This window comes from Candidatus Margulisiibacteriota bacterium (assembly GCA_031268855.1).
In the GTDB taxonomy this organism is placed as follows: Bacteria; Margulisbacteria; Termititenacia; order Termititenacales; family Termititenacaceae; genus Termititenax.
The window spans coordinates 1-4745 of record JAIRWS010000126.1; the positions used below are offsets into that span (position 1 = coordinate 1).

At 47.6% G+C, this 4745-nt stretch carries 6 protein-coding genes; 3 read left to right on the top strand and 3 right to left on the bottom strand.

Annotated elements, in window-relative coordinates:
- A partial coding sequence (locus LBJ25_07355) for a hypothetical protein (GenBank protein MDR1453770.1) occupies positions 1-281 on the top strand: 281 nt, incomplete at its 5' end.
- Between the two features lie 37 nt (positions 282-318).
- Positions 319-831: a hypothetical protein gene (locus LBJ25_07360; protein MDR1453771.1), complete on the top strand. Its 513-nt coding sequence runs from the start codon at positions 319-321 to the stop codon at positions 829-831.
- 138 nt (positions 832-969) lie between these two features.
- On the opposite strand, the gene LBJ25_07365 is transcribed toward LBJ25_07360, so the two are convergent.
- Positions 970-1842: a hypothetical protein gene (locus tag LBJ25_07365; protein MDR1453772.1), complete on the bottom strand. Its 873-nt coding sequence runs from the start codon at positions 1840-1842 to the stop codon at positions 970-972.
- A 127-nt stretch (positions 1843-1969) separates the two neighbouring features.
- Between LBJ25_07365 and LBJ25_07370 the strand changes: the two genes are divergently transcribed.
- Positions 1970-2242 (top strand): helix-turn-helix transcriptional regulator, encoded by a 273-nt coding sequence (locus tag LBJ25_07370; protein ID MDR1453773.1) that lies wholly within the window; start codon positions 1970-1972, stop codon positions 2240-2242.
- A gap of 8 nt (positions 2243-2250) precedes the next feature.
- Here LBJ25_07370 and polA read toward each other — a convergent pair whose 3' ends face one another.
- Positions 2251-4557, bottom strand: coding sequence for a DNA polymerase I (polA, locus tag LBJ25_07375; protein ID MDR1453774.1), 2307 nt, complete (start codon positions 4555-4557; stop codon positions 2251-2253).
- A 4-nt stretch (positions 4558-4561) separates the two neighbouring features.
- The coding region (locus LBJ25_07380; GenBank protein MDR1453775.1) for a hypothetical protein at positions 4562-4745 on the bottom strand (184 nt) is incomplete at its 5' end.

Below are 4745 nucleotides of genomic sequence, written 5' to 3' on the forward strand. Positions count from 1 at the left end.
TTGACTGGCAGGACTTCTGCGCGCGCCAAGGATCATGCGCGTGGTCGCCAGCCAATGTGTTGACGAGGAGCGACGCTTTGCCAGACGGAGACCAACCGGATCAGACTGGCGCGAATAAAACGATTCAGATCGAGCATACGAATTCCGCGCAGGTAAAAAGAGGGCGCGTCTTAAAATTATTTTGTGAGACAAAAAAAACTCTGGCGATTTTAAGGAAATGGAACACCCGCGAGATGAGGATGGGAAGTTCACGTCTAGCGGAAATGGTTTTGGTGGTATAAAATCAGACAAAGAAAAGAAATCGGAAATACGTCAAGCATGGATGCTAAAAAGCAAAAGCAAGAAATTATTAGCCGTTTGGATAAAGATTTTGTAGAAGCCGCAGACAGAATGTTTGAGGATGCAAAAAACAACAAAGGATTAGACAAATTAGACGAGAAATCATATCGAAAAGTGGACAAAGAGGAGGCGGCAAAAATCAAAGAAAAAACCGGGCTAGATGTTGAGGGTTTTGAACACCAAATAACAAATACAGATTTTCGGCATATATATCTTGACCACGGCGACCCTAAAAAGGAAATTCCTATGGGGCAAATTGCGATTACAAACGATGATCTAAAGTTAATTCCAGAAATAACCAAAAATTATGATGATGTAGAGTTAAGCAAAAACACATCAAAATCAGATGAACGAAAAATATTGATTTACAAGAAAAAAATAGACCACGAGTATTACTATCTTGAAACTGTGGGTGGTAAAAAGAATCGGGTATTAAGGCCAAAAACTCTGTATATAAAAAATGGACGGAGAAAAGCAGTCGATGTACATTAGCCTTAGCCAACCCTCAACCTTTACGTCCAAGACGCTCTTTCCTCCGTCGTTAATAATATTCTACCCCCTAAGGAGTAAATGTCAATATATATTGGGTTGCGCTACTTAACGAGATGGCTAATGTGTTGACAAAGCACGTCAGTTGACTTTCATCACATAGATGACCGCAAAATATTTTGGCACAATGGGAACGGCCGTCTGCGGACTGCCGCCGCCGCCAGTGACAGTAATGTTTGTTATCGATGTATCAACACCAGCAAGGTTAGAGCTATATTTATATACGCCGTTAGAGGCATTATTTGTATCATTTCCGGAATTAGCTGAAGTAGTACCACTATAGTATCTTAGTTTATGGCTATGTCCAGGATCATTAACCGTATGTGCATGCCCCGGCAAGTTGCTGGCCGTTAGTGTCACGCTGTCGCCGCCAATCGCATCCGTCCCGCCATCAGGCATGCCGCGCAGGAATAAGTTAGTCAGATTCGGTGTGCCATTATTGCCGTCGCATATTTTCCATTTGGCTCTGAATGCGGCGTCGGAGGTGTTGTAATAAGTCTTATTATGCATAACTATTATCGTGCCAGTGGGTAGTTCTATTCCGCTCAAAGCAGTGGCCAGCGCTTTTTCTGTGGGTATCTTGTCCTCGCTGGCGTTCGCCGCGCTCTCTACGGTCGTGGTTCTGGTCAATGCGCCAAATGTCCCAGCCGTCCCGGAATAAGCCACGATATTTTTGGCTATGCCGGCGGCGATCTTATCCTGCTTGCCATTCCTCAGCGCGTCGAGATTTTTCCCGGCCAGTTTAGCTGACGGGTAATAACTGTCACTGGAATTAGCGGTCAAAGTATCCACCGTGTTATCCGTTGAAGAGACCTGCTTATTCGCCACATTTTCTCTGGTGTGCAAAGCCGCCCGCATACCCTCAGCCGAAAGCTTTTGGCCCTCATCGATATTATAACTCACCGCTTTGAAATCCGTATCCGTCGTGTCGGTATAATTGCCTGCGTTTGTCATAAAGATACCCCCTTGAAATCGCTTATTACCACTTGATGTAATAATTTACCACATGATGTATTAAAAGTCAACCCGTAAAAAACTAATCTGAAAAACACTTGAAATGAGGCGGTTTATTATTAAAAAAATGCGAAAAAAGGCCAGAAAATCCCAGCCAGACCGGGATTGGGCTAAACTGTATTCCACTGTGGTCTGCCCCGAATTCGCGCAATTAGGCGGCAAACTGGAAAACATCCGCGCGGCCAAAAATTTAACCAAAGAAGATTTTGCCAATGAATTAAACATCGGCATTTTTCATTATTACAGGATCTCGCGGGGCACCGCTAAACTCTCGCTTTTGACTGTTTTAAAAATCGCAAAAATTCTAGGACTCCGGGTAAACGAACTTCTGGAATTTTAAAAGTTTTATCATTTAGCCTCTAACCAATTTTTACCAATAGCTGTATTTACCGCGAGAGGCACTTTAAGCTCATACACCGAGATCATTATTTCATGGACTAAAACCTCGACTTCCGCCGCTTCGGACTCCGGCAGGTCAAAGACCAATTCATCATGCACCTGCAGAATCATTTTGGCCTTAAACTTTTTTTCTTTCAGCGCGCGCGCGGTACGCAGCATGGCGATCTTGATCAAATCCGCCGAAGTGCCCTGTATCGGCATATTGATCGCGGCGCGCTCGGCCATGGCGACCACCTGTTTATTTCCGGTTCTCAATTCAGGAAAATGCCGGCGGCGGCCCAGCAGAGTTGTAACAAAGCCCTGCTTGTGCGCCAGCGCGATGGTGTCGTCAATATATTTTTTAATACCCGGGTACATGGCAAAATAATTGTCGATGAATTGCTGCGCCTCGTTCTGCGGAATACCGACATTGCGCGCCAGCCGCCGCGCCGACATGCCGTAAGCAATGCCAAAATTCACCGCTTTGGCCCGCGAGCGCTGCTCCTGGGTCACTTTGTCCAGCGGCACGCCGAAAACTCTAGCCGCCGTGGACTGGTGAATATCCAGCCCCCGCGCAAAAGCCTCCTGCAAATTTTTTTCATCAGCGTAATGCGCCAAAATACGCAGCTCGATCTGCGAATAATCCGCGGAGAGCAAAACATGGCCTGTCTTTTCGGGAATAAAAGCCTGCCGAATTTTTTTTCCGGCCGCGGTGCGGATGGGAATATTTTGTAAATTGGGCTCCGAACTGGACAAGCGGCCGGTCGCTGTGACGGTTTGATTAAAACTCGTGTGCAGCTTGCCGTCCTGCTGGTCAACCAGCAGCGGCAGGGCGTCCACATAAGTGGATTTCAATTTGGCCAACTGGCGGTATTCCAGCAGTTGCCGCGCAATAACAAAATCATAGGCCAGCTCCTCCAGCACCACCGCGTCCGTGGAGTAGCCGGTTTTTGTTTTTTTAATAACCGGCATTTTGAGTTTTTCAAAAAAGACCTCGCCAAGCTGTTTCGGCGAATTGAGATTAAATTCCTGTCCGGCGGCCGCAAAAATCTTTTTCGCCAAATCTTTAATCAACGCAGATAGCTCTCTGGACATTTTCGCCAAAAAAGTCGTGTCGATCTTCACGCCCTGCTCTTGCATCCCGGCCAGCACGCCGGCCAGCGGCAGCTCGATCTCCTCATACAATTCAGATAAATCCTGCTCTTTGAGCAACCGCGTGTATTCCGGCAGTTCATCAATATCGTTTTGATTAATGTCCTCCGGCAGTATCGCGCGCTCGGGGTGCAAAAGATATTTCATCAAACGCGCGGCCAGAGCTTTTTGCGGATCCAGCTGCGGCGCGGTTATCTCGCTGAACAAATCGGTCTGCTCCGGTAGAGACGCTGCATGCAACGTTTCTACCGGAGCGGCATCGTATTTTTTCACCAATGACGCCAGCTGCAGCTCCTTCAGCAGCGGCGCGGCTTTGGCCACAGCGACATTGGCGATCTTGCCCGATTCTAAATCAAATTTTCCCGGCACTTTGGTATCGATCGTCGCCAATTGATAACTCAAATCCAAACTTGCCAAATTGGCAGCAATTTTAGTTTTGACCGCTTGTTTTTTTAGGCTCTCTATATTTTTTTTAAGATTTTCGACAGCGCCGTATTCCTGCAAAAGCGCGACGGCGGTTTTTTCGCCGATACCCGGCACGCCCGGAATATTGTCCGAGGGATCGCCCATCAAGGCTTTGAGGTCAATGATCTGCGCCGGCCGCAAGCCGCCGTAACGCTCGCCAATAGCCGCCGTGTCTATTTCCTTCAGCGTGGATGTGCCTTTTTGCGGCATCAGCAAATGGATCTGTTCATTGACCAGCTGCATACAGTCTTTGTCACCGGTCAAGATCCGCACGTCATAGCCAGCGCGCGCCGCTTGTGCGGCCACCGTGCCCAGAATATCGTCAGCCTCAAAGCCAGCCAGCTCAAAGATCGGAATATTGGCCTGCCGGATAATTTTCTTGAGCAGCGGCACCTGCGAACGAAACTCATCCGGCGCGGGCGGGCGCTGGGCCTTGTATTCTTTGTACAGTTTATGCCGAAAAGTCGGCTGCGGCAGATCAAAAGCCACCGCGATGGCATCAGGTTTTTTCTCCTCCAGCAAACTAAAAAGCGTTTTGCAAAAACCGTAAATCGCGTTGGTGGTCTGGCCGCTGGTCGTCATCATTGAAACCGGCAGCGCAAAAAAAGAACGATAAGCCAGCGCGTGGCCGTCGATTAAATATAATTCCATCCGCGTCATGCAGTCATTCTAACACAACGCCGTCCGGCGTTTCGGCAAAATAAAAACCGCGGCGCAAAATCCGGGCATATTTTCGCAAATGCTGGGTATTTATTCTAAAGTATGCAAAAAAAATTATTTTCTGGCTTAAAAGAAAAAATCCGGCAAATCCCTTTCTGGTATCCGGGTGTGGCAATTTCTTTGCGTTA

What these genes read in the sequence shown, in the direction of transcription:
- LBJ25_07360 (MDR1453771.1), top strand. Translation starts at nt 319, where the DNA reads ATGGATGCTAAAAAGCAAAAGCAAGAAATTATTAGCCGTTTGGATAAA.
- LBJ25_07365 (MDR1453772.1), bottom strand. Translation starts at nt 1,842, where the DNA reads ATGACAAACGCAGGCAATTATACCGACACGACGGATACGGATTTCAAA.
- LBJ25_07370 (MDR1453773.1), top strand. Translation starts at nt 1,970, where the DNA reads ATGCGAAAAAAGGCCAGAAAATCCCAGCCAGACCGGGATTGGGCTAAA.
- polA (MDR1453774.1), bottom strand. Translation starts at nt 4,557, where the DNA reads ATGACGCGGATGGAATTATATTTAATCGACGGCCACGCGCTGGCTTAT.